Origin of the sequence: Pseudanabaena sp. FACHB-2040 (genome assembly GCF_014696715.1) — a bacterium.
Classification (GTDB): domain Bacteria; phylum Cyanobacteriota; class Cyanobacteriia; order Phormidesmidales; family Phormidesmidaceae; genus JACVSF01.
The window spans coordinates 219,039-242,685 of sequence record NZ_JACJQO010000013.1 but is presented as its reverse complement, the minus strand read 5'-3'; the positions used below and the strand labels follow the sequence as shown (position 1 = coordinate 242,685).

The following is a 23,647-nucleotide window of genomic DNA, read 5'->3' as shown; positions in this document are numbered from 1 at the left end:
TGCAGCAAAACCGATTTAACGCCCGCATCAGGCGACGACCTGAAGTTGTTTGAGTAGAGGCAGTCTCTGCTGGACTAGCACAGTCTCCTTATGCCTAAGCTCCTGCAAATTTTCCTCAGGCGTTTTGAGCGGCTGACCGTCTTTTACCAAAGTTTGTTTTTGGGCCGACAATATCTGCCAGGCAAAGGCTGCCGCCTCCTGTTTGCGAATCAGCCCCAGCAAAATTAGCTGGTCGATTCGGTCTAAGCCAACCCCGCTACCAATTAGGGGCGATGCTAAAAACTGCAGATCGGCGCTGTATTGGCTCTGCTCTAGCACCGCTCGATTAAACCGCTCAGTGCTCTGTCGCCGCTGCGCTAAATCAGCTTCGGGCAAGGTTGGAGCCGCCCAATTCGCGCCCACCAACACCATCAGAGCTTCCAACAGCCTTTCCAGGCTCAGCTGCTTTAGCCCACTGTGCTGAGTCAGCTGCCCTAGCGTGGTGGGTTTCTCGCTCAAAGCGTCAATTAGCGGCCGGTAGATATCGGCCTGCAAGGCAACCTCTCCCAGTGGCGACTGAAACTTGAAGGGAATGTTAGCCGCCAGTTGAGTCAAGACAAACCCCTGCTGCCTCAGCTTCTCTAGCTGCTCTAGCGGGCTGAGCCGTACTGCTCCCCGAATAAACAGATCACGCCTAAACTGTTGGTTGATCAAATAATCTCGCACCAGTTGACGCTGCAGCGGATCTTTGACGCTGGCAAACAGCTCCCGGGCTGACTGAGGAATGTTGAGCGCATCGATATGGTCGAGCAGATTGGCCGAGGCAGCAAACATCAGCTTGGCTGGCGACAGCTCTGCAGCCACCTGGGTAACAAACAGCGGATGCCAGTGGTCATTGAAATATTCGTGGGCCAGGTAATGCCGGTTTTGCTTCTGGAGCTGGTTCAGCCGCTGAGCCGCCAGCGGATTGGCTTTGAAGTAGCCAGTATCTGACTCAGACAACTTCTGCACAAACTGCAGCGCCTGATCGACCCGATCTAAAAGAGGTCCACCGCTGGCCTGCCCTTGCTCGTAAATCAGCCGCTGCAGCGGCATGATTGCTGCCCAGCCGGGATAGCAGTTATAGCTGATATAAACGACACCCGAAGGCTTCAAATGGCGGCGCATAAACTCTACGATGTGCGCCCGGTTTTCCGAGGAGATCCAGCTGTAAATGCCGTGCAGGCAAATGTAATCTAAAGGCGGCAGATCTGCCTCAATGTACTGCTCAAAGCTATTTTCGCTAAAGGTAACGTTATCGAGCGCCACCTCAGATTGAAAGCGGCGGGCAGTCGCAATATGGCTGGGGTTAAAATCAGTCGCAAAAAACCGACTCTGAGGGTTAGCCGCTGCTACCAGGTTGGCTGTAAAACCTTGGCCGCAGCCCAGCTCAGCCCAGGTAAAGCCGTGATCGGGCGGTCGGCTCAACCCAGCACAAAGCAGAGCAAACTGCAGGTGAGCGGGGGCCAGTTCCCGGTAAAAGCCGTGGGTATATTCAATTTCAGTGACGTAGCCGTCACTCCAGGAAACCATGACTAGTGCAGGCCCGGTTCAATCTGATTGAGCGGAATGAACCGCTCAATCGGCAGCAGAATAGGCTTGCCACCGAAAATCAGTTTGCCGCGATGAGTCTTGCGACTAATCGCCACCCCAATCGGGCGCTGCATCTCCTCCGGGTGAACTTCATAGTAGGTTCGATAGATCTGGCGAGCTGCCTTGAGCAGGGTAGGATCCAGTACGGGCGGCAGACCGTTGGGCTCTTTCAACAGGGCGGGCGTAGGACTCTGAGAAGTGGGTTGCTGTAGACCGTACACGGCTAATGGTGACTCATCTAGACAAGACTGTAATCGATCTACCAGGAGGCAGCAAATCCTTAATATTCCTTAAGAGAGCGCTTTCAGCAGCACTTCACCCATGCCCTTGCAGCCCACGGCAGTCATGCCCTCGGCCATGATGTCACCCGTTCGGTAGCCTTGATCGAGCACGGTCAAAACGGCTTGCTCCAGGCGGTCGGCGGCGGCGGGCTGATCCAGGTCGTAGCGTAGCATCATAGCGGCACTCAGCACCTGCGCTAGGGGGTTGGCCTTGTCTTGACCGGCAATATCAGGGGCCGATCCGTGAACGGGCTCATACACTCCCGGCCCGTCTGCCCCTAGACTAGCAGACGGCAGCATTCCAATACTGCCAGTGAGCATGGCCGCTTCATCAGACAGGATATCGCCGAAGAGGTTGCCAGTGACAATGGTATCGAACTGTTTGGGCCAGCGCACTAACTGCATGGCCGCGTTATCTACATACATATGAGAGAGCTCAATGTTGGGATAGTCAGCGGATAGGGCCGTGATGCGATCGCGCCACAGCTGCGACACCTCTAGCACGTTTGATTTATCTACTGAGCAGAGCTGGCCGCGACGCTTCTGAGCTGTTTCAAAGGCGATTTTGCCGATTCTATCAATCTCTGCTGGGGTGTAGACCATGGTGTTGACCCCCCGCTGCTCTCCGGCTTCTGTCTCAAAAATGCCTCGGGGTTGACCAAAGTAAATGCCGCCCGTCAGCTCCCGGACCACCATAATATCTACCCCCTCCACCACCTCTCGCTTGAGGGAAGACGCATCGACTAGCTGCGGCAACACCTTAGCTGGTCGCAGGTTAGCAAACAGGCCTAGGCCCGCCCGCAGACCCAGCAGCCCAGTCTCGGGGCGTTGCGATCGCGGCAGCGTGTCCCACTTATAGCCACCAATTGCCGCCAGCAGCACCGAGTCACTGCCCCGGCAAGTCTGCAGAGTCTCCTCAGGTAGGGGAGAGCCTGTCGCATCAATGGCGGCCCCGCCAATCAGCGCTTCTTGAAACTCAAAACTCAGATTCTCCTGGCGGCCCAATTCCTTGAGCACGTCAACAGTTACTGACATAATTTCTGGGCCAATCCCGTCGCCGGGCAAGAGCGTGATGCGGTAGGTCTGTGTCATGGGAAATGCAGGGTTGCGGCACAATGAGGAGAGAATTTGGCAGAAAGGGACCTGGTGCAGGCCCAATGTTCCTTAACGGCTCATTATCATACCCCAGCACCCTGCTGCATTGACGCTGCCATGACCCAGTACCTCTATCTTCACGGCTTTGCCTCCAGCCCTCAGTCAATGAAGGCTCAGCTGCTGCTGCGGCACTTTCAAACTCTGGGATTACCGCTAGCAGTGCCCGATCTTAACCAGGGAGACTTTGCCCACCTCACTCTGAGCCGCCAGATTCAGCAGGTGAAAGATCTGATTTTGCCCGCTCAGCCCACTGTTTTAATTGGCTCCAGCTTTGGCGGCCTCACCGCTGCTTGGCTAGCCGAGCAGCCTGAATTGCAGGGCCAGATAGAGCGCCTGGTGCTGATGGCCCCAGCCTTCCGCTTTCTAGAGCAATGGCTGCCCCGGCTAGGAGAAGACCAGCGCCAGCGCTGGCAGAGCGAGGGCACACTGCCGGTTTACCACTACAGCCAACAGTGCCAGCTTCCCCTACACTACCGCTTTATTACAGATGCTCAAACCTACGACGAACAACAGCTTCACCAGCCCATCCCAACCCTAATCCTGCATGGGCAGCAGGACGAAGTCATCAGCATTCAGGCCAGCCGCGACTACGCTGCCCAGCGCCCCTGGGTCAAACTCATTGAGCTAGAAAGCGACCACGCCCTAGGCAACGTGCAAACCGAAATCTGGCAAGCCATTCGGCAGTTCCTAGAACTTTAATTTAGGCACAGAAATGTAGATGCAGAAATCTGGGCGCAAGGGCTTAGGCCCCACCAGACGGGCCTTTTACCCTCTGCCTTCTACCCTTTACCCTCTTATAATGATCCCGTCACCCTCACTCAACCTCCATGAGCCTGCCTTTCCTGCGTCCTGACCTGGCTGAATTTGCTGCCTACACGCCCCACCCCGGCAGCGCTGATGATCTCCTGCCAGCCCAGGTCGATCATCTCGATACCAATGAATGTCCCTACGATCTGCCAGAAGCACTGAAGGAAAAGTTGGCATGGCTGGCTCACCATGAGATTTTGACAAACCGGTATCCAGGCGGAGATCATCTGGCGCTGAGGGCTGCGATCGCAACCTACGTCAACGAGTCAGCCCAACTGCCCAATGCGCCTTTCACAGGCGACTACATCTCTGTTGGCAGTGGCTCCGACGAACTAATTCGCTCGCTGCTAATTGCCACCTGTGCTGCGGGTCAAGGCTCTATTCTCGTCGCCAACCCAACCTTCTCGATGTACGTCATTCTGGCCCGCACCCTGGGCATTCCCGTGATTGAAGTGGATCGGGACGCAGACAGCTTTGAGGTAGATCTGAGCGCAGCCCAGCAGGCCGTGGAGCAAAAGTCGATGCCGCCAGTACGGGTCGTCTTTATGGTTCACCCCAACTCACCAACTGCCAATGCCCTCACCGCTGCAGAGTTGCGCTGGCTCCAGCAGTTGCCCCAAGACATTTTGGTGGTGGTAGACGAAGCCTATTTTGAGTTCTGCCAGCAGACCACCGTGGCTGAAATTTTGCAGCGCCCCAATTGGGTCGTCATGCACACCTTCTCCAAAGCCTTTCGGCTGGCAGCTCACCGAGTCGGCTATGCCGTAGCCAACCCCAGTCTGATTGCGGCCTTAGAAAAAGTTCGCCTGCCCTACAATCTGCCCAGCCTTTCCCAGTCAGCAGCCCAGCTAGTGCTGGAACACCGCCACGATCTGTTGAAGGCCATTCCACTGATTCTTCAGCAGCGTCAGACTCTGGAGGCTGCGCTACAGGCACAAACACCTCTGCGCCTGTGGCCCAGTGCCGCCAACTTTATCTACGCCCGCCCTCCAGTAACAGCAGAACCCCTAGCAGCAGAACTCAACCGCATCTTTCGCTACCTAAAAACCCAGGGAACCCTGGTGCGGCAGACGGGAGACGGCTTTCGCATCACTGTAGGCACTCCTGAGGAGAACCAGCGCACGGTTAGCCGAATACAGGCTGCTTTTGAGGCTTGAGGTTGGCTTCAGTTTAAAGAGTAAAGTTAGACCAGCCGCCGGGCCCTGCGAATCGTCGGCGGCAACACTCCCACCAGCAGGGCAAAGGCTTCGTCTGGTACCTGATCGACCAGGCTTTGGTCGAAATAGCTTTTGAACTGCTCCAAAATCATCTGGGCGCGCTCTAACGGCACCGCTTTATCTGTGAAATTTTGGGTGAGGCGCACCCACTGCAGCCGGATCCGCAGTGCCTTTTGCTGATCTTCTATCGATTCTGGCGGCAGCAGTGACAGGTTCCCTAAGGGGATCACCGCCAGGCAATCCTCATCAAACTCTCCCCCAATAGCAGCGCCAGGCCCGGCAAATTCAGTATAAAAACGCTTATGAATGATCAAGCCATTTTTCCGGCGGCTGTTGACAATCCAGAGCTGGCCGCTACGGACTTTGGCGAGAATATCATCAGTTTCAGAAGACTTTGGATTAATTTCAGTAATAGCTCGTTTTTGATGGGTTAGGGGCATAGATTCTGGCGACCCTGTAGCGCCAGGATAGCCGTAGGGAACAACAGGTGTAGTCTCTAGCAGATGCCCATTCGAGTGCCAATAATAATCGGGTGACATCCCTTGCCAGGTGAATTGTACCGAGGGTGTGGCTGAAATATTGGTTTACAACATATTTTAGGCTATGTAACCCAGAGACTATCGGTGTCTAGATGAGGACTCGCTAAAGTCCTGATAAAAAATTTTGTAAAGAGTTTAAGGGTTGTGTGAACTGAGGCATGCCCAGCGTTTACTTTCTGGAATCAGGGGCCGACTTTCTCCTTGAGCCTGCTCGCTTTGCCTGCAGCTATTGCCCGTTTACGACCAAGGGCTTGTGCATCAATAACCGCCGGGGGTAGGGGCGCAGCCAGGGCAGACCAGAGGACTTTGACTGCACCAGGTGAAACCCTGCTTTGCGATATAGCTGACGTGCTTGGAGATTGTCCTCCATCACATGCAGGTACAAGTCATCAAATCCCCACTCCAAGGCAATGCTTTCACAGGTTTTAAGCAGCAGTTGGGCGACCCCCTGCCGTCGAAACTCAGAATGTACAGCTAGATTGGAGATATATAGATGCTGGGGCTTGATCGGCTGCCAGGGCAGCGCATAGCGCTGGGAGAGTTCAATGGTGCCAGTGACGCAGTCGCAGTAGGTGTGCGTCGCCATCTGCACCGGCAGGATCTGCCGAATAACTGCCAGACAAGCGTAGTGGGGATTTTGCGATCGCAACCGCTGCCTGAGATCTTCAGAAATGCCTAGCTTCAGTAAGGGGTAGAGCCACCCCATCCAGCCTGTGCGGACATAGAAACTGCTGGTCAAGATTTCTGTTAACTGAGGCAAATCTTCCAGGCGCGCCGAACGCACTCGCATTTGCAGCGAGGATTCAGGCAGAGATGAAGATTCCGCATTAGATGAAGTCATAGGGTCACCCGAGAGCCAACACACCCAGTGCAGCCCAGCTTTTGAAAACTATACCCTTACTTCACCTCAACTGGCCCGCGCAGGACTTGGGGTTAGTTTGAGGCACAGACTGCAACAGCCTAAATTTTGAGCCATCAGCGAAAATTACGCAAAAATTAAGCAAACTATTGGGTTCAGCAGGCTCCCCTGAAAACGCCGCAGAACTCCTATTATTAGGGTGCATCGGCACTTCGAAGAGGCAACAAACTCGGTTAAAGTTTAAAGTTTTCTAGGTTGTAAGGTCAAAATCCTCTGGTTAAGCAAACCGGGATCAACCATACTAAATGAGGGTGCATGGACTGAGCGCAAACTTACTGGATCCGGCCATCTTCTAGAAGCAAGCCTAAACGTCAGACCGCGCTGGAGAGAACGGCATTGTGCCACCTGAGTTTCAGGCGTCGCTTCGGGCTGTGATTTTGGGCATCCTGAGGTGGGCAGGAGTTGTTCCCTACCTTTCCCAAGACTTGGCATCCTGTGTCTCTAGTCGTTAGAGCGCAGATGCCTGCCGTTTGACCGCACCAGGTGCATGAGTACACCGCAATCTCGCCAAACTCCAAAAGGCCCTAAACCCAAGCTCCTGGTTGTCGATGATGAACCCGACAATCTGGACTTGCTCTATCGCACTTTTTACCGAGAATTTCAGGTTCTGCGGGCTGACGATGGGCTAGCCGCGCTCCATATTCTGGCAACTCATCCTGATGTGGCGGTGATCATTTCTGACCAGCGGATGCCGGGCATGAGCGGCACTGAGTTTCTGCGTCGCACCGCTGCTGACTATCCCGACATCATGCGGATCATCCTCACGGGCTATACCGATGTTGAGGATCTCGTTGGGGCTATTAACGAGGGCAAAGTCTTCAAGTACGTCACCAAGCCCTGGGACGACGTAGAGCTGAAGGAAATCGTGCGGCAGGCCCTAGAGGCCCATCGCCTGCTAAAGGCCCGTACGGCAGAACTCAACCGAGCCCTGCGGCAAGAAACGCTGCTCAATGCCATCACCCACACTATCCGCAGTGCCCAGACCCTACATGAGATGCTGCAAACCATTGCAGACACCGTTGGGCGCACGATGGACGTCAGCTATTGCGTGCTGCGGCCCTTTTACGAGTCTAGCCTGCCTCAAAGTGCCTATTTCACCTACTGCAGCCCATCTCATTTGTCTGACGATGAGATCACCTGCAGGCAGGCCGATTTAGAACAAACGCTTTGGAAAACCCAGGAAATTCTCCTGCTAGACCAGCCCCGTGACAGCTCACCAGCGGTAGCAGAAAACCCCGACCGTCAGGTGGCCTTTGAGCGGCTTGGCATCCAGTCTAGCCTGCTGATTCCGCTGCGGTACAAGCAGGATTTGATGGCCGTTTTGGCGCTGCACCAATGCCAGGCTGACCGAGTTTGGGAGCCCAGTGAGGTGCAGCTGCTGGTAACACTGGCAGATCAGGCAGCCCTAGCAGTGGCCCAGGTGCAGACCTACGAACGAATTCAGGCGTTGGCCCAGCGTGAGGCGCTGATCAACACGATCACCACAGCCATTCGCTCTAGTCTCAATCCCCAAAAGACCTTTGCTGCCATTACCTATACCCTGGGGCAGGCGCTTCAGGTAGATGGCTGCGCCCTGTCACTCTGGACAGAGGCAGAGGAGTTTGTGCAGTGTGTGGGCCTTTATAACGTTGAGGACAGTGAGGCGGCAAAAGCCCTGGCAGACCCTACGGCCCCCGGTATTCCCCAGTCTCAGGTGCCGATTTCTGGCAATCCGGTCTTGCAACAGCTGCTAGCCACCCAAAAGCCGGTTGTGATCCACGACCTCGACCAGCAGCCAGAGCTGGTGCACCACGACCTGCCCCTCCGAGCCCCGGCCAAGGCGCTGCTGGTGGTACCGCTGATTGTCGATCGTCAGATTATCGGCAGCATTTCTCTGCGCCAGTTTTATCAGCCCCGCTCGTGGCATCCAGATGAGGTGGAGCTGGCTCAGGTGGTGGCAGCTCAGGCTGCGATCGCAGTGCAGCAGGCCCGGCTCTACCAAACCACTCGGCAGCAGGCCGAGCAGCTGCTGGCTCTAGACCGGCAGAAGACCGAGTTCTTCCAGAATGTCTCCCACGAGTTTCGCACCCCGCTGACCCTTATGATTGGGCCGCTAGAGGGGGTGGTGGCCCAAGGCGAGGGGTTGGGCTATGACCAGGCCACCATCGCCCTGCGCAACTCTCGTCGGTTGCTGCGGCTGGTCAATCAGCTGCTCGACATTCAGCGGCTCGATGCGGGCCGTATGCAGCCCACTTTCCGCCCCTGTGATCCGGCTGCCTTTATCCACGAGATCATTGAGGCGTTTAGGCCCTATTGCGATCGCAAGTTTCTTCATTTAGTAGCCGATCTGCGGCCTTCTCCACCCCTTTATTTAGATATGGAGAAGTTCGACAAGGTTCTCTACAACCTGCTCTCCAACGCCATCAAATTCACTCCGGCAGAAGGCACGATTACGGTGCGGCTGATTCCGGCAGCAGACACTTGCCAAATTGAGGTCGAAGATACTGGTATCGGCATTCGGGCTGATCAGCTACCCTACCTGTTTGAGCGGTTTCGTCAGGCAGATGGCTCAAGCAATCGCAGCCACGAAGGTAGCGGTCTGGGTTTGGCCTTGGTGCAGGCTTTAGTCAAGCTCCACAGCGGCGATATTGCCGTTAGCTCCCACTACGGCCAGGGAACCAAGTTCACTATCACCCTGCCGCTGGGCAAACGCCACCTCTCTCCGAGCCAGATTATTGAGCAGTCGGTCAACCTAGAGCGGCAGCGGGCAGCGGTAGAGCTAGCCGACGTAGAGCTGCCCTTTATCGAGGCCGAGAAAGCCGCCGAGCCGCCGCTGCTCTACGAACATGGCCTGCCAGAGACCCTGCCCCAGATTCTAGTGGTCGATGACAACCCTGATCTGCGAACCTATGTCTCGCATGTGCTGCAGCATGTGGGGTATCAGATCCGCACAGCTCACAATGGGGCAGTGGCCTACGAGATGGCCTGCACCTTCCGCCCAGACCTGATTTTGACCGACTGGATGATGCCAGAGTTGACTGGGCTGGAGCTGATTCAGAGAATCCGATCCAACCCTGACCTGAGCAGCACCCCCATTGTTTTGCTCACCGCTAAGGTAGACGACGAAACCCGCATTGAGGGGGTGGAGCAGGGAGCCGACGCCTATCTAGGCAAGCCCTTTAACGACCGCGAGCTGTTGGCCGAGGTGCGCAACCTGCTGGCGCTCAAAGCTAATGAGCGACGAGTCGCCGAACTCAACCAGTACTTAACTGAGTCGGTGCTGCGGCGATTTTTGCCCAAGTCGCTGGTACAAAAAGCAGCCCTGGGGCAGCTACAGCTAGATCTCAAGCCTGAACCCAGGCTGATCACGATTTTGTTCTCAGATATGGTCGGGTTTACTCAGCTCTCCAACAGCTTGGGACCCCAGCGCATTGCTGAACTCCTCAATGAGTACCTGGATGCGATGACCCAGGCCATTTTTGAGTACGGCGGCACTGTCGATAAATTTATGGGAGACGGGGTGCTAGCGCTGTTTGGGGCACCCGAAGACTTGAGCCCGGCTGAGCAGGCGCGCCGTGCGATCGCAGCGGCCCGTCGGATGCATCAGCATCTTCGTCATCTCAACCAGCGTTGGCAGATTCAGGGCATTCCGCCGATCCAGTTTCGCTGCGGCATTCACCAGGGCAACGCTGTAGTGGGTATGTTTGGCAGCGCCGAGCGTACTGACTTTACCGCCATTGGCCCCAGCGTCAACATGGCCGCTCGCCTGCAAGAGGCCGCCATGCCCAACCATATTTTGGTCTCCGAAGACGTGGGCAAATATCTTAACTCCGATGCTATTGTGGGGGCTCAACCTCTCCTGCTCAAAGGCATTGACGATCCTGTTATGACCCTATCTGTCCGGGTGGAGTTTGACGATATTCTCACCTCTTCTACCCCCTAGCCCACCTACTCATGGGCAACTTCACAAGCCCCACAAGCCTCAGCCAACATCGCGATCCTCGCCTGCTCTGGCCGCTGCTGGGTACCGCCTCAGTGATCGTTCACGGGCTGGTGCTGGCCTGGCTTGGCGCGGTGCGACTCAATGTGCGACCTCTGCAAAACAGTTCTCCCATCCCCATCCAAATCCTCAGCGAAGAAGCCACGGCTGCAGATCCAAACTCTGTCCCCCTAGATCCATCTGACATCCCTAACCCAACCCCAGATGAGTCTTTGACCGCTGCCCCCCAGATAGCCCCTGCCTGGGAGCAGCCGCCCGCAGCAGAAGACTTCCTGCCAACCGCTCCCGACGAAACCGCTCAACAAATTCCCCAACCCGCTCCCGCCCCAGCCTCCTCCTCTTCCCCATCTCCCCCACCCGCTCCTACTCCTCCCACCTCCCCAAATCCCCCTGCCCCCGCTCCCCCACCCACTTCCGCACCACCTAGCAATGGCTCAGGCCAGCTTATCCCCCTCGACCTCCAGGTCGATCCTGGCGGCAGGGATTTGCCTGATACATTGCCCCAGTTTCAGTCCAGCAGCGCCATTTGGGTTCAGCCGTTGTTAGCAGGCTGCGGTCAAAGCAGCCTAACTGCCGTCAGCGCAACGGTGCGGCTACGGATCACTGTCGAGACTGATGGCCGTATTTCTCAGACGGCAGTGGTGCAGAGCAGCGGCGATACGGCTCTAGACGCACTGGCGGCCTGCTTGGTGGAGCAGGGCCTACAGCTGGTGCCCGCCACCACTGCAGGCGTAGAGCGCCCCACTGATGCGGTCATTCTTGAAGCTCAGCTACAGCTTTAAGAAATTTTGGAGGGCAGCAGCCATTGGGCGGTAGAGTGTGCTAATTTTATATACGCCTGTGAAAAGCACGGGTCTAGCGGGTGTAGTTTAGTGGTAAAACCTTAGCCTTCCAAGCTAATGATGAGGGTTCGATTCCCTCCACCCGCTTTCAATCTTGATCACAGCCTATTCTAAAGACCGTCAGCACCTCTGGCTGTCTTCGCCTATAACGCAGAGAGACACAGTGAATCGCGTCCCTACGTTTTTGCATGAGGCCGAAAATTTAGAAGGTTTTTATGGGCAGAGGGGTGCGATCGCACCTCCCCCGCCTAATCTGCCAAATCCAAAATGAACCCTAAACCTGCGGTGGTGGGTCGCCAATCTCCTCACTCTGCCCCCGCACTGGAGGCAGCTTGTCCACCAGACCCATTTCAAAGGCTGAATCGGGCAAGTCCCCAGCTAAGTACTTACCAGGTTCAAACAAACGACCCGGTGTAAAGCACATTTGGCGCAGCTCTACCGTCTCAGAGCTGAGAAACATTTCTCGGGAAAGCCGTCTTTCTAAAGGCATGGTCTATTCTCCTACTCGTCAATTTGCCAAAGTTCGCGTGTGTAGTCTTCGTCCAAAATCTTCTTCGGCCGTATCACCAAAATGACTCGCCCCATGAGGGACGCGCTAGGCTTCTCCTCAAACCAGTCGATCACAATCTGGTCAGCCTGCTCTGCAACAAAATAGCTGTCCGGCTTCCACTCTCGCTGCGCCCGATCAACAATCAGCAGCACAGATTCCGCAGAGGCATCTGTTGACACATTCGGCAGCTGATCTAGCTTTGCAATCAGCGCAATTGGATCTTCCGCCTGCAAAATTACCTGCCAACCTGGAATCGGCACCCAAGCCCCCGTTCCAGAAAATTTCATCATGCCAAACGGTTCCTCTGGAATGGCTAGAGGAACGGCTTTGATGTCGTCTACGGTCAGGGGCAGCTCCCCCACGACAGGGAGAATGCGCGGCAACTCTGTCTCACTCTCTAATCGGTAAATCGGCAGTTTTGGGGCTGGGCGAGATTTGACCACCGAAAAGTCCATCAGCAGCTTCTCTATTTGCTGACGGGCGCTGGAGCTGTAGACGTAGCGCAGCCCCTGGGCAATGAGGCGCGATCGCGCCTGCAAATCACTCTTTTGGCGGGCCAAATTCCAGAAATGAAAGGCCACTGCATCGCCAGGATGGTCAGAAAACCCCTCAGGGTTTTCCTTACGATAGGAATATTCTTTGATGGGTTTAACGATGTCGCGCACCTCATCTGAGTCGAGCCCATGCTTGAGCACAAACTCAGCGGTTCTAGCCCGATCGGTCTGAGAGAGAATCCGCAGTTCATACAGACTGTCGCTGCCCTGGTGCTGAAAGTGAGCCTTAACCGACTCTTCCACGCCTACTGCCAGCATTGACTGAAACACCTGCATAGCCACGATGATCTGGTTTTGCTGGATCGGCTCAAACCCAGTCTCTTCAAAAATCTTCTGCGGATTAAAGCCTGATTTTTGCAGCGTCTGGCAGGCCTGCCCCCACTCCACCCAGTCGCCCTCTTTGCGCCGCAGCCGAGTCAGCAGCGCCTGAGTATCGACCGCATCACCGGCATCAGAAGCATTGGGAGGGACCATCGTCATCGCTATGCAACCTGTCAATCACCTTACTTCCCTGACTCTAACGTGATTTGAGCGGCATCAGCCCCTCTCGTAAGAGAAAGTTGTAAGAACCCTTGACGAAGAGGCCCCACCAAGGCAATATGGTTAATGCGCTCAGCGCACAAGGGGATATAGCTCAGTTGGTAGAGCACTTCAATGGCATTGAAGGGGTCAGCGGTTCGAATCCGCTTATCTCCATTAAATTAAGAATATAAGTTGCTCGGTTTTTGTGCGATCGCAACTCTTTACGAAAACCTTGAGCAGCTATCGTAGCAAACTAACAAGTTTGTAGGATGGGCAAAGCAAAGCGTGCCCATCATTCTGCTTAGATTTTTAAGATTGTGATGGGCACGGGCTTTGCCCTTTGCCCATCCTATTTTGCTTACAACCTAGATTTAGCTTTCTATGTCTTGATTAGGAGCGCTTCGTTTAATCAAGACACTGATGTACTCGCCAGTCGCTCCTATGAGTTGTGGCTGAGTCCAGAAAGTCTTATCAGCGTAGTTCAAAGTAGCCAGCAGTTTTTGCGTTGCAATGATCGCTCCGTAATCTCCAATAAGGATGTGCTTAAGCGTTTCCTGGCTTGAGAGAACCGGAATGGAGCGCAGTAATTCAGTTTTGCTAGTGATCATGTTTCTACCTTCTAAAGGAAAACAGGGAGACCTCTAGGGCTCCAAGAAGGTATGAAGATGGGCACTAGGGCTAAAATGAGCCTAGCGCTTCCTTTCTACCAGATCTAGATTGGGAGCGTTAGGGGGATTGGAAAGGGTGAGATCTTTCCAGTCCTCCGTCTAGGCTCTCCCTGCATCTAAAACGGTATCAGAACAGTTCAGTGAGTTCAACCGTATTTAAGAAAGTCTTGAGAGCTAGGGCAAGAACCTTCATTTTGATTTTTCAAGTGCAGAAAGGCACCACAACTTGCTTTTTGCCAGTCATTCTGCAATGAAAAGAGGACATTCTTGCAGAACATCCCCTTTTCATTGCAATGCACCACCCCTATCTGAGTTCAAATAGGGGTGGTGCGATATTTAACTAGACAGCAGCAGGGGCATTCTGCACAACGATGCCGGGTAGTGCATCAAGCTGGGCGTCGTTCAAGGGCGTACCGCCAAATCGGTCCACCATGCGGGCCATTGCACCTGTGAAGGCCGCATTGTAGTCTGTCGCTACTTCGTTTGCAACGTAGTCATTGCGAAGGTCTTTATAGGCAAAGTCATTGGGGGCAGAAGGCCCACCTACTAGAGCTCCATAGAGAATGTGAGCATTGGGTTGAGAGCCATTAAAGCCACCCCAGTCTGTACCGGAAGCTGCTCTATGGTGGGGGTTAACCGGAGAATTTTTGCCAAAGCCCACCATGTAGCTAGACTGGCGAGGATTGTCGCCCAAAATGTAGTCTATTTGCTTCTCTGCAAAGGTACTGTATTTGCCCTGGGGATTGGTCACAGTGTCGGCATAAACTCCTCCCACAAAAGCCATGTTGGCAGCACTGCGAAGAGAGCCCCACTCGCCGCCCCAAGCCAGTCCACCTGAAGTATAGGTAACACCGCCACCACCGGGTAGCCAGCTATTCAGCAGCCTTTCTACATCACTGCGATAGAGACTATCGCCGGTTTCTTGTGCTAGCAAAACTCCCACACCAGCGGATTTGTTATCCCAGGAGAAGGTGGCATTGACGCCTGTGTAGGCTGCTTTTGCCTTGTTTAGATAGGTTGTGTCAGATTTGCCTGCTGCCTGCTGAGCTTCATGAATCCAGGCAGCTCCCCAGCTTAGTTCATCTTGATAGCCACTCCAGGAGTTGTAGAAGGATTTAGCATCAGTAATGGAGTCAGAGTATTTGCCTCGGTAAGTGTCAGCAAAGGTGTAGAGCTGAATGGCATTATCCAGCAGCTTATCGGCATAGGCGGCATCGGTCTTACGAAAAACGATGGAAGCCGATGCGAGCGCTGCTGCTGCTTCGCCTGCTAAGTCTGAGCCAGGGTTTTGCCGATCAATTTTGAAGGAGGGCCGCGCCATCGTCATTTTTTCTGGAGAGCCCCAGTAGGAGTGGTCTGCATTGCCATCGCCGACCTGCCCCCAAAATTCTTTCGTGCCGTTAGCATCGGTGACGTGGCATTTCAGCAGGTAGTCGGTGCCCCAACGAATGGCGCTGAGAGCGTCATCTAGCTGACCCGCACGGTTGTAGGCTTCGCGATACTCGCGCACCCCCCAGCTCAGCATCGTTAAAGATGAAGCCATCGGGAAATTGAACTTTACGTGGTCGCCTGCATCGTAATAGCCACCGGTCAGATCTCGGCCTACGTCTGATCCATCTTTCATTGCAGAATCGCCGCGCCACTGAATGCGGTTGTTGCCGGGCAGGTCGCCAGAGCGCTGGGCTTCGTAGAACAGGAAGGACTTTTGCAGCGCTTCAGCGTAGTTGAATTTGCCGGTTGAAGGGGCAGTTGGGGTTCCGCTGGTTGAGGGAGCAGTCGGCGCTACATCGTCATCGAGAATGGTGCCCGTTCCCTGAGCAGTGACAATGCTGGCTTGGCTGGCATCAGAAAGCACAACTTTGAAGGTCTCGGTCGGTTCAACCAGGGTGTCATTGAGGATGGAGATGGCAATGTCTTTGCTGGTTTCACCAGGTGCAAAGGTGAGGGTGCCTTGCTTAGCTGTGAAGTCTTGACCTGCGATCGCACTGTCACTCTGCGTTGCATAGCCTACCGTCACCGATTGGCTGCTGGCCTTAGACAGGCTGACTTTGAACAGGGCTGAAGCAGTGCCATTAGCGCTGAGCGCACCTTCTGCCAAAGTGGCATTGCCGATGCTTAAACCAGGCAATACGGTTGCAGGCGTGGGTGTAGGTGCAGGCGTGGGTGCAGGTGCGGGTGCAGGCGTGGGTGTAGGCGCGGGTGCAGCAGTATCGTTATCAAGGATTGTGCCGATGCCTTGAGAGTCGAGAATTTTGGCCTGGCTGGCGTTGGAGAGCAAGACTTTGAAGGTTTGAGTCGGTTCAATCCGGGTGTCGTTGAGGATGGGAATAGCAATGTTTTTGCTGGTTTCACCAGGTGCAAAGGTGAGGGTGCCTTGCTTAGCTGTAAAGTCTTGACCTGCGATCGCACTGCCATTCTGCGTTGCATAGCCCACCGTCACCGATTGGCTGCTGGCCTTAGACAGGCTGACTTTGAACAGAGCCGAAGCAGCCCCGTTAGCGTTGAGCGCACCTTCTGCCAGGGTGGTATCGCTAATGATCAGATCCGGCAAAGCTGGGGCCAGAGTTGGTGTTGGCGTTGCTGTCGGTGCAGCGCCGCTGGTTAAGGAAACACCATTTAGCTGATAGTTGGTGGGTGCGGTAGCCCGAGTTCCGGCAGCTTTGGCACCTCGAAATCCAAAGGTAATGCTGCCACCTGCTGGAATAGCGGTGTTCCAGCTTAAGGGTTTAACGCTGTAGCGGCCATCGGGAAGCTTAGTGAGAACAGACGACCAATGCTGATCAATGCTGTAGGGTGCATTGAAATTTAAGGTCCAACCATTAATGGGGGTGGTGCCAGTATTGCGAATCGTCAGATCGGCGGTAAAACCTGTACCCCAGTCGCCAGTTACTGCAAAGCTAACGTTGGCAGGATTTTGCGTAGTCATGAATTGATGTCTCCAAGAGTGTTTTCGGCTATAAACCGGGTTAAACACAGCCCAAAGGCACAGTGCGTTGATGCGATCGCATTTCAAGATCGCTCGCAGCCTGTTTGCAAGAGTTAAAAACTAGGGCGTGCTAAACCCAGTCGGGGTAATTGCCCCAACCGATGAACAAAATTTGTCTACAAACCGTCTATAAGCTCAGGACACATGGGCCTAATGATTCACTGACGGCCCCAGTGCAAGTGACGGGCATCTATAAGGATCTCAGGAATGCTGTAGTTGACCAGATCTAGTTGACTGTCGGCTCGGCTTTCGTGTGCTCTTACGGGTGGTAGAAGCCCTGCCTGTCAGAATTAGGAGGGTAGATCAAAGGGTCAACTGGAGGTCTGCTAACTGCTCTAATCAGCAGCCAACAAGCCTAGAAAATACTTGGGGGCACAATACAAGAGAACTCGCTCAAATAGCTACTTTAGTCAGCAGCTAATCCATCCACGAACATGGGGGCTTTGGTTTCTCTGTTTAAACCAGTAGTCAGTATGCACATGGATAAAGGAAACTCACGCTTACGTTACGAACATCCTCAAGTCGCTGACTCAAGGGAGGAAAAAGGGGTCGTAAAATTTGGCATGGACTCAATTAAATGAATGCAATGAATCTGTCAGTAACTCCTCATGCATCAAGTATTCATCAAGTGCATGTGAATGGGATGGGTAGAAGCACTGAACTTTGATCGGAAAGTGTAGACCAGATTCGCATCTTGTAGAGCCATTTCACGTGTGCAGTAGCTGTCTGCCTATTGCCAGAAGGAACTCATCGTACTTATGAAACTCGCGGTGCTGACGACGTAGTATGCCTAGAGGCACGCTCAGGAACTCACACTCCTGCTCTATAGATGAAGCCGCAGTGAAGAAAGTTCCCGAAACCAAGAAATTATTTTTGAAGCCGTCTGCTTACGGCTCCAAGACTGCTATCCAGGTGACTGACTGAGCATGAGTTGCGGGGACAGAAAGATGCCGGGATGGGAGACAGGGAACTCTTGAGTTTACTTTCGGGGTCTCCTGAGTTCCGTACTTCTGCTGTGCAGCCTAAAAAGGCTCCCCAAGCAGCAACTACTAGAGTGACTGCTCGGGGAGCGGCTTGTTATATGAACTTGTTATGTACAAATCGTACAAAGTGCGATCGCACTTCTGCTTCCCCCCAAAGACTCTGCACACTCTGTCCCAAAGCAGAGATTATCGTGGCTGCAGATACAGAGCTCGCCTTTTTTGGGCCATTCTTGCTCTTTGGCACCAGATTTCCAGCTATTGGACCAAATAGATCAACGAATGGACAGAGATGCATAGACTTGGCCCATCCTTGGGTTAACTTTAATAAAGTGTCCCTATTTGTCTGGAGCTGCCCATGCTGCGCCTGGAGAATATCAGCAAAATCTATCCCACTGGGGAAGTGCTCAAGGATGTCAACTGGGAGGTTAAGCCAGGCGATCGCATTGGCCTAGTTGGCGTCAACGGTGCAGGCAAATCGACGCAGCTCAAGATTATTTCAGGAGAGATGGAGCCAACCGCTGGGGCCATCATCCGCCCAACCGATCTAAAGATTGCCTACTTATCTCAGGAATTTGAGGTCGATCCCGATCGCACAGTGCGAGAAGAGTTTTGGACGGTCTTCAGCGAAGCCAACGAGGTGCAGCAGAAGCTGCACTACCTTCCTCATCTCATGGAAGCTGCCGACCCCAAAGAGCTAGAGCGTCTCATCACTCAGTTAGACAAGCTTCAGCGTCGCTTTGAAGGCATGGGCGGCTATGGGTTAGAAGCCACCATTGAGAAAATCCTGCCAGAAATGGGATTTGTGTCGGAAGATGGCGATCGCAAAGTTGGCGAATTTAGCGGCGGCTGGCAAATGCGCATGGGTCTAGGCAAAATTTTGCTGCAAAAGCCCGATGTGCTGCTGCTAGACGAGCCAACCAACCACCTGGATCTAGAAACCATCGAGTGGCTAGAAGGCTACTTAAAAGGGCTAAACACGCCGATGGTGATTGTCTCCCACGACCGAGAGTTTCTAGATCGCCTCTGCACTCAGATTGTAGAAACCGAGCGAGGCGTCTCCAGCACCTATCTGGGCAACTACAGCACCTATTTAGAGCAAAAGGCCGAAACCAAAGCAGCTCAGCTCAGCGCCTTTGAACGGCAGCAGAAGGATCTTGCCAAACAACAGGCTTTTGTCGATCGATTTCGGGCCAGCGCCACCCGCAGCACCCAGGCCAAGAGCCGAGAGAAGCAGCTAGAGAAGATTGATCGGATTGAGGCTCCCGATGGCAGCATCAGAACCCTTCACTTTCGCTTTCCACCTGCTCCCCGCAGTGGCCGAGAAATCGTCCATATCGAAGATCTGACCCACACCTACGATGAAAAGATCCTCTTTCTAGGCGCAAATCTGCTGATCGAGCGAGGCGATCGCATTGCCTTCCTTGGTCCCAACGGTTCCGGCAAGTCCACCCTGCTGCGTTTGATTACTGGCCTAGAAGCTCCGACCGAAGGCGCAGTGAAAATGGGTCAGCATAACGTGATCCCCAGCTACTTTGAGCAGAACCAGGCGGAAGCGCTAGACCTCACCAAGACCGTTATAGACACCGTTCATGACGAAGTACCCGAGTGGACCAATGAGGAAGTCCGCACCATCTTGGGCCGCTTTCTCTTTAGTGGCGATACCGTCTTCAAGCAGGTTCAGGCCCTCAGCGGCGGCGAAAAAGCCCGCTTAGCTCTAGCCAAAATGCTGCTGCGTCCGGCCAATCTGCTAATTCTCGATGAGCCTACCAACCACCTCGACATTCCGGCCAAAGAAATGCTGGAAGAAGCATTACAGCACTACGACGGTACAGCTCTGCTGGTCTCTCACGACCGCTATTTTATCTCTCAAGTTGCCAACAAGATTGTCGAAATCCGCGATGGCGAACTAAGACTATTCAATGGAGACTACCACTACTACCTAGACAAGCTGGCTGAGGAACAAGAAGCTGCCCGACTAGCTGCCCTAGAGGCCGAAAAGGCCGCTAAAGCAGCGGCCAAGCGCCAGAAACAGCAGGAGAAGAAAAAAGCCTAAACCACTAACTGTCAATCTAGCTAAGGAGAAAAAAGTGTTATTGCACCTTAATCGCGTCTTATAAGTTTCATAGGCTTTGATAATCAATTCTGTATTTAGAGTTTGCCTGAGCCGAGTCTTCTAGATATAGCGTTTGATTTTAGTACGGCTGTTTGAGGAGAGACTTAAAGTTAGCTGGACCTGACATACTCTGATGAGTCATAGCTGTCAGTAAAAGCAGTTTATAAGGCTTCTGCTAGGGCTACTGAGCATTCAGCAGATCTCCAAAACTGGCTATAATCGCCGTTCTCCGCTGGGTTGGTCCCCTGCTTTCACAACAGAAGCGAGCGAGAGCGATGGCAACGAAATGGCCCCAATGAAAACTCGGGCATCGGCTCCATAAGGCCCCTCATGGTGTGCTATTTTTAGACAACTGCAAGCTTCCTTAAATTCAACTTCTACTTAAAAAGTTCCACTTTTCGTACTTTTTCTACCTTGCGATTGCTGCAACCTATAGCGGCGGGATCGCAGTAGAGGGTTATCTACCTGATAAAGTATTGGCCAACCTCCCGCTCTTACAGCTATTTTTTCTGACTCAACTGCAGATTAAAGCCCAGATAAGGCGTTGAGTATGCCTCTTTACAAGAAGCGCTGACGCTGAATACTGTGGTAACTAACTGCGTGCCTACCGGTCAAAAATGGCTCTGGCCCCTCCATTCGCCTTTCAGGCTGAATGGTATGATTTTTGAACACTAGACGACAATCACAAGGTTTCTTGACTCATGAATCAAGCGTCTGTACCACCGATGGTGCTAGTCATCCTCGACGGATGGGGATATCGGGAAGACGCCGATGGCAATGCTGTCACCGCTGCGAAGACTCCTGTGATGGACAGCCTATGGGCGACGTATCCGCATACATTAATTCGAACTTCGGGCAAAGATGTAGGGCTTCCTGATGGCCAAATGGGCAACTCAGAGGTCGGCCATCTCAATATTGGCGCAGGCCGAATCGTACCCCAAGAACTGGTACGCATCTCTGACGCGGTAGAAGAGGGCACCATTCAGGAAAATCCTGCCCTCCTAGAAGTCTGTCAAGCCGTTCGTTACGAGGGCAGCAAACTCCATCTAGTAGGTCTATGTTCAGAGGGTGGAGTTCACTCTCACCTATCTCATCTAATTGGCCTGCTTGACATGGCCAAAGCCCAAGACATCGAAACAGTTTGTATTCACGCCATTACCGATGGCCGAGATACTAAGCCCACCGAAGCCCACAAGACCCTCCAAAAACTTCAGGATCATCTTGACCAAACTGGCTTTGGCCGCATCGTCACCTTAAGCGGGCGATACTACGCGATGGATCGAGATCACCGATGGGATCGGGTGGAAAAGGTTTACCGCATCATGGTGGAAGACGGCCCTGGCACGGGCCAAACGGCAGCCGAAGCTCTGCTCGCTTCCTATGAAGCCGAGATCACCGACGAATTTTTCCTACCTATACGGCTAGCCTCTGGTGCCATTGAACCTGGCGATGGCGTCATTTTCTTCAACTTCCGGCCTGATCGAGCCCGTCAATTGACCCAGGCCTTTGTCGATGCCAAGTTCGACGGCTTTGAGCGACAGATGATCTCGCCTCTGACCTTTGTCACCATGACCCAATACGACTCGGATTTTCCAGTCAGGGTTGCTTTCGAGCCTCAAAACCTCAACAACATTTTGGGTGAGGTCATTGCCCAGCACAAACTCAAGCAGTTTCGTACAGCTGAAACTGAGAAATACGCTCATGTCACCTACTTCTTCAACGGCGGTTTAGAAGAGGCCCTGCCCGGAGAAGATCGTGAGCTGATCCCCAGCCCCATGGTGGCCACCTACGACCGGGCTCCCGCCATGTCAGCCAAAGCAGTTACAGACACGGCCATTAAAGCTTTTGAGAAAGGCATCTACTCTTTTGTTGTGATCAACTACGCCAATCCCGACATGGTTGGGCATACAGGCAAGATAGACGCCACCGTAACCGCCCTAGAAACAGTGGATACAGAGCTAGGCCGGCTCATAGCAGCTGCTACCAAAGCCGGAGGCACGCTCATCATCATCGCTGACCACGGCAACGCGGAGTATATGCGCGATGAGAACGGCAAGCCCTGGACAGCCCATACAACCAATCCAGTGCCCTTTATTCTGGTTGAGGGCGAAAAGCTAAAAGTTCCGGACTATGGCGGGGAAGTTTTGCTGCGTTCCGACGGTCGTTTGGCGGACATTGCACCCACTGTTCTCCAAATCCTGGGGCTGCCCCAGCCCCCCGAGATGACCGGGCGATCTATGCTCGCGCCCATAGAGCTAGACGTTCGCCCCAACCGCACGCCAATTCGGCTCTCTCTGTAGCTCCTAGGGCAGGCGTACTCTAAGCTATGATAGTGATCTTGAGCCGGGTCTCTTCCGGATCATCCATGTTTTATGAGCTGCTAATTCTTTAACGACTATGGCGCTGACAACAATCTTGCAGGTTATCTGGGTCACTTCGGCAGTCGGATTGACTGTGATGGTGCTTCTCCATAGTCCTAAGGGAGATGGCCTGGGCTCTCTAGGTGGGCAAGCTCAGCTTTTTACCAGTACTAAGAGTGCCGAAACCACCCTTAACCGCGTAACCTGGACTCTCACAGTATTATTTATGGGGTTAACAGTCATTTTGAGTGCAGGTTGGTTAGATGCTCCACCAGCAGGCTAAGCCGTTGTACCAGACTTAAATTAACTAGCTCTGAATTTCTATTCTCGAACGCTACGACAAAGGCCACCTCCGCTAACAGAGGTGGCCTTTGTCGTAGGTGCGATAGGAAGGAGCAACCCAAGTCAGCTTCTCGGGAATTACCAATCTCCCGACAACACCTCTATGGTTTCTCCATTGGTTGTTATCACAACTAAGGGCAGCGCATCAGAACTTTCTTGGCGATCGAACTGAATAAACTGAAGGCCGCTACCGCTAGGCTCAACCGTCAGAAGATAGCGGCCTTCTGACCACTGTAAGTCCACAGCTTGATGGTTGATCAGCCAAACTTCAGCTCGATCCCCATTGTTGATCTGCTCCGGCTGACTGCCGTCATAACAGCTCCAGATGTCGTCTAAAGCCGTCCATACTCCAGACAGGTAGATAGGCTCCGCTCGAGCGCTGAGACCATAGGTAGTAAAGGAGAAGACCTGATGGCTCCAAAAATCCTGCAGCAGGCTCTTTAAGGGTTCGCTGTCGATAGCGCTGCCATACCGAGGCATTTCCTGAAGCTGTTTGAGGTGAGTTGTCTCTGGGGATCGGTGCCAGCCTGGTAGGTCAGCACACACTTCAAACGCAGCATCAGGCTCTACTTGCGCTGCCGGAGACTGAGCCAGGCGAGCAGGTGAACTTGAGGCTTCTGGCGTGGAAAGGGTTGGAGGTTGGTAGGTAACCTCCCCAACTAACAGAGAACGTTGGGGGCAAGCTGTCAAACTGAGGGCGCTGACAGCGGTTAAGAGTCCGGATAAAAGAAGATGATACACAGGCTTACCCATGGGTCTTGCCGGGGAACATGAGGTCAGCAGATTAAATAACGGCACCAGTTGAACGGGCAACCTTTTGCCGAAGACGATTTAACAGGAACAAAATCTAACAGGAACGGAAGGGAAGACGAAGCTACCTAGTCAATTTCCTAGAAGCGCTACCCGCAGGTAGCTGACGGAATTTGAAGGACAGTAGCAACCGCCTCAAAATTGCCAGCGAGATTATTACGATAACGATGGGCAAGGCCCACCCTTTATGACATCTCGTAGCGGCATCTCATTGAGATAGGATCTCAGGTTGCGATCGCAATCAGCTTACCCATAGGCCTTACCTGTAGGCGGTAAGGAGCTATCCTTAACACTCACAGGATTTTGCCAAGGAAAATCTCGTTGAGGATAGCCTTCTCTTTCGAGAAGACAAATCATCCCTAAGAGTTCCTGCCAATCGATACAGCCTGAGACTAAAGCTGCACTTTCT

The 23,647-nt window shown here is 53.6% G+C and carries 17 protein-coding genes and 2 tRNA genes; 9 read left to right on the top strand and 10 right to left on the bottom strand.

All coding sequences use genetic code 11. The features are described from left to right. Window positions 1-27: 27 nt before the first annotated feature. The 3 genes from H6G13_RS16815 to leuB form a co-directional block, all read right to left on the bottom strand. A complete protein-coding gene (locus H6G13_RS16815) occupies window positions 28-1,551 on the bottom strand; it encodes a class I SAM-dependent methyltransferase (protein WP_190484787.1) in 1,524 nt (507 codons plus the stop codon). A 2-nt stretch (window positions 1,552-1,553) separates the two neighbouring features. Further along, the gene (locus H6G13_RS16810; RefSeq protein WP_190484942.1) at window positions 1,554-1,787 is read right to left on the bottom strand and encodes a hypothetical protein; all 234 of its coding nucleotides are present in this window, start codon (window positions 1,785-1,787) and stop codon (window positions 1,554-1,556) included. A 114-nt stretch (window positions 1,788-1,901) separates the two neighbouring features. Beyond that, window positions 1,902-2,984, bottom strand: coding sequence for a 3-isopropylmalate dehydrogenase (gene leuB / locus H6G13_RS16805; RefSeq protein ID WP_190484785.1), 1,083 nt, complete (start codon window positions 2,982-2,984; stop codon window positions 1,902-1,904). 120 nt (window positions 2,985-3,104) lie between these two features. On the opposite strand from leuB, the gene H6G13_RS16800 reads away from it, so the two are divergent. Further along, window positions 3,105-3,746, top strand: a complete 642-nt coding sequence (locus tag H6G13_RS16800) for a YqiA/YcfP family alpha/beta fold hydrolase (RefSeq protein ID WP_190484783.1) — start codon at window positions 3,105-3,107, stop codon at window positions 3,744-3,746. Between the two features lie 128 nt (window positions 3,747-3,874). Further along, window positions 3,875-5,011 (top strand): histidinol-phosphate transaminase, encoded by a 1,137-nt coding sequence (locus H6G13_RS16795; RefSeq protein ID WP_190484779.1) that lies wholly within the window; start codon window positions 3,875-3,877, stop codon window positions 5,009-5,011. A gap of 26 nt (window positions 5,012-5,037) precedes the next feature. On the opposite strand, the gene H6G13_RS16790 is transcribed toward H6G13_RS16795, so the two are convergent. Next, complete coding sequence (locus H6G13_RS16790) at window positions 5,038-5,610, bottom strand: hypothetical protein (RefSeq protein WP_242028371.1); 573 nt, start codon at window positions 5,608-5,610, stop codon at window positions 5,038-5,040. Window positions 5,611-5,836: 226 nt separating this feature from the next. After that, window positions 5,837-6,451, bottom strand: coding sequence for a GNAT family N-acetyltransferase (locus H6G13_RS16785; protein ID WP_190484777.1), 615 nt, complete (start codon window positions 6,449-6,451; stop codon window positions 5,837-5,839). A 565-nt stretch (window positions 6,452-7,016) separates the two neighbouring features. On the opposite strand from H6G13_RS16785, the gene H6G13_RS16780 reads away from it, so the two are divergent. The 3 genes from H6G13_RS16780 (at window position 7,017) to H6G13_RS16770 (ending at window position 11,437) form a co-directional block, all read left to right on the top strand. Next, entirely contained in the window at window positions 7,017-10,451 is a 3,435-nt protein-coding gene (locus H6G13_RS16780) for a response regulator (protein ID WP_190484775.1), read from the top strand. Window positions 10,452-10,462: 11 nt separating this feature from the next. Then, on the top strand, window positions 10,463-11,290 hold the full coding sequence (locus tag H6G13_RS16775) for an energy transducer TonB (RefSeq protein WP_190484773.1): 828 nt from the start codon (window positions 10,463-10,465) through the stop codon (window positions 11,288-11,290). 76 nt (window positions 11,291-11,366) lie between these two features. Beyond that, window positions 11,367-11,437, top strand: a tRNA-Gly gene (locus H6G13_RS16770). 187 nt (window positions 11,438-11,624) lie between these two features. Here H6G13_RS16770 and H6G13_RS16765 read toward each other — a convergent pair. Beyond that, the gene (locus tag H6G13_RS16765; RefSeq protein ID WP_190484771.1) at window positions 11,625-11,840 is read right to left on the bottom strand and encodes a hypothetical protein; all 216 of its coding nucleotides are present in this window, start codon (window positions 11,838-11,840) and stop codon (window positions 11,625-11,627) included. Window positions 11,841-11,851: 11 nt separating this feature from the next. Beyond that, on the bottom strand, window positions 11,852-12,934 hold the full coding sequence (locus H6G13_RS16760; protein ID WP_190484769.1) for a RuBisCO accumulation factor 1: 1,083 nt from the start codon (window positions 12,932-12,934) through the stop codon (window positions 11,852-11,854). Between the two features lie 143 nt (window positions 12,935-13,077). On the opposite strand from H6G13_RS16760, the gene H6G13_RS16755 reads away from it, so the two are divergent. Continuing rightward, window positions 13,078-13,150: transfer RNA gene (locus tag H6G13_RS16755), tRNA-Ala, on the top strand. Window positions 13,151-13,347: 197 nt separating this feature from the next. Here H6G13_RS16755 and H6G13_RS16750 read toward each other — a convergent pair. Together H6G13_RS16750 and H6G13_RS16745 are read right to left on the bottom strand one after the other, a co-directional pair. Beyond that, window positions 13,348-13,584 (bottom strand): hypothetical protein, encoded by a 237-nt coding sequence (locus H6G13_RS16750; protein WP_190484767.1) that lies wholly within the window; start codon window positions 13,582-13,584, stop codon window positions 13,348-13,350. Window positions 13,585-13,984: 400 nt separating this feature from the next. Beyond that, a complete protein-coding gene (locus H6G13_RS16745; RefSeq protein WP_190484764.1) occupies window positions 13,985-16,570 on the bottom strand; it encodes a glycoside hydrolase family 9 protein in 2,586 nt (861 codons plus the stop codon). A 1,398-nt stretch (window positions 16,571-17,968) separates the two neighbouring features. Between H6G13_RS16745 and H6G13_RS16740 the strand changes: the two genes are divergently transcribed. The 3 genes from H6G13_RS16740 to secG all read left to right on the top strand — a co-directional run bounded on the left by H6G13_RS16740 (window position 17,969) and on the right by secG (window position 22,369). After that, window positions 17,969-19,666, top strand: a complete 1,698-nt coding sequence (locus tag H6G13_RS16740; protein WP_190484761.1) for an ABC-F family ATP-binding cassette domain-containing protein — start codon at window positions 17,969-17,971, stop codon at window positions 19,664-19,666. A gap of 761 nt (window positions 19,667-20,427) precedes the next feature. Continuing rightward, the gene (gene gpmI, locus H6G13_RS16735) at window positions 20,428-22,026 is read left to right on the top strand and encodes a 2,3-bisphosphoglycerate-independent phosphoglycerate mutase (RefSeq protein WP_190484759.1); all 1,599 of its coding nucleotides are present in this window, start codon (window positions 20,428-20,430) and stop codon (window positions 22,024-22,026) included. A gap of 97 nt (window positions 22,027-22,123) precedes the next feature. Continuing rightward, entirely contained in the window at window positions 22,124-22,369 is a 246-nt protein-coding gene (gene secG, locus H6G13_RS16730; protein WP_190484757.1) for a preprotein translocase subunit SecG, read from the top strand. A gap of 137 nt (window positions 22,370-22,506) precedes the next feature. On the opposite strand, the gene H6G13_RS16725 is transcribed toward secG, so the two are convergent. Continuing rightward, window positions 22,507-23,181 carry a hypothetical protein gene (locus H6G13_RS16725; protein ID WP_190484755.1) on the bottom strand — a complete coding sequence of 225 codons (675 nt, stop codon included), beginning with the start codon at window positions 23,179-23,181 and terminating at the stop codon, window positions 22,507-22,509. Between the last annotated feature and the right edge of the window lie 466 nt (window positions 23,182-23,647).

Excerpts from the sequence above, each read along its gene's own strand:
- H6G13_RS16795 (WP_190484779.1), top strand. The coding sequence starts at position 3,875 with ATGAGCCTGCCTTTCCTGCGTCCTGACCTGGCTGAATTTGCTGCCTAC.
- H6G13_RS16785 (WP_190484777.1), bottom strand. The coding sequence starts at position 6,451 with ATGACTTCATCTAATGCGGAATCTTCATCTCTGCCTGAATCCTCGCTG.
- secG (WP_190484757.1), top strand. The coding sequence starts at position 22,124 with ATGGCGCTGACAACAATCTTGCAGGTTATCTGGGTCACTTCGGCAGTC.
- gpmI (WP_190484759.1), top strand. The coding sequence starts at position 20,428 with ATGAATCAAGCGTCTGTACCACCGATGGTGCTAGTCATCCTCGACGGA.
- leuB (WP_190484785.1), bottom strand. The coding sequence starts at position 2,984 with ATGACACAGACCTACCGCATCACGCTCTTGCCCGGCGACGGGATTGGC.
- H6G13_RS16815 (WP_190484787.1), bottom strand. The coding sequence starts at position 1,551 with ATGGTTTCCTGGAGTGACGGCTACGTCACTGAAATTGAATATACCCAC.
- H6G13_RS16760 (WP_190484769.1), bottom strand. The coding sequence starts at position 12,934 with ATGACGATGGTCCCTCCCAATGCTTCTGATGCCGGTGATGCGGTCGAT.
- H6G13_RS16790 (WP_242028371.1), bottom strand. The coding sequence starts at position 5,610 with ATGTCACCCGATTATTATTGGCACTCGAATGGGCATCTGCTAGAGACT.
- H6G13_RS16725 (WP_190484755.1), bottom strand. The coding sequence starts at position 23,181 with ATGGGTAAGCCTGTGTATCATCTTCTTTTATCCGGACTCTTAACCGCT.
- H6G13_RS16800 (WP_190484783.1), top strand. The coding sequence starts at position 3,105 with ATGACCCAGTACCTCTATCTTCACGGCTTTGCCTCCAGCCCTCAGTCA.
- H6G13_RS16765 (WP_190484771.1), bottom strand. The coding sequence starts at position 11,840 with ATGCCTTTAGAAAGACGGCTTTCCCGAGAAATGTTTCTCAGCTCTGAG.
- H6G13_RS16780 (WP_190484775.1), top strand. The coding sequence starts at position 7,017 with ATGAGTACACCGCAATCTCGCCAAACTCCAAAAGGCCCTAAACCCAAG.
- H6G13_RS16750 (WP_190484767.1), bottom strand. The coding sequence starts at position 13,584 with ATGATCACTAGCAAAACTGAATTACTGCGCTCCATTCCGGTTCTCTCA.
- H6G13_RS16775 (WP_190484773.1), top strand. The coding sequence starts at position 10,463 with ATGGGCAACTTCACAAGCCCCACAAGCCTCAGCCAACATCGCGATCCT.
- H6G13_RS16745 (WP_190484764.1), bottom strand. The coding sequence starts at position 16,570 with ATGACTACGCAAAATCCTGCCAACGTTAGCTTTGCAGTAACTGGCGAC.
- H6G13_RS16740 (WP_190484761.1), top strand. The coding sequence starts at position 17,969 with ATGCTGCGCCTGGAGAATATCAGCAAAATCTATCCCACTGGGGAAGTG.